We start from the raw sequence: 435 nt of genomic DNA, 5'->3' as shown, positions 1-435 counted from the left end.
GGCAACGACGCGGCCAGCTTTGCTGCTACCGCGGTGACGAACAACACACCAGCGCCAGCAGACACCACGGCCCCGGCGCTGATCATCACCGGCGACTCGCGTCCCAAGGTCACTGGCAACCAACTGGTGCTCAGCTACACCGAAGCGAACAGCCTGAATGGAGCCGCGCTCACGGGCAGCGCAGGCTTTACGGTCAGCAGCGACACGGGCACGGCCATCACCGTGAACAGCGCCGTGGTGAACGCGACGGCCAAGACCGTCACGCTCACGCTCAGCCGCGCCGTGGCCAACGGCGAAACGGTGACCGTCAGCTACGCCAAGCCCGCGGCCAGCAATGGCGTGCAGGACGCTGCCGGCAACGCTGCGGTGGACTTCAGCAACCAGGCCGTGACCAACGACACACCGGACACCACGCCCCCGGCAATCAACAGCGCC

The 435-nt window shown here is 67.1% G+C and carries 1 protein-coding gene; it reads left to right on the top strand.

Going from position 1 to position 435, the window contains the following annotated elements:
• The coding region (locus VTU_RS28300; RefSeq protein WP_010106997.1) for a SwmB domain-containing protein at positions 1-435 on the top strand (435 nt) is incomplete at both ends.

It is taken from the genome of Verminephrobacter aporrectodeae subsp. tuberculatae At4, assembly GCF_000193225.1.
Lineage (GTDB): Bacteria > Pseudomonadota > Gammaproteobacteria > Burkholderiales > Burkholderiaceae_C > Acidovorax > Acidovorax aporrectodeae.
This window is presented reverse-complemented; position numbering and strand designations above follow the sequence as displayed.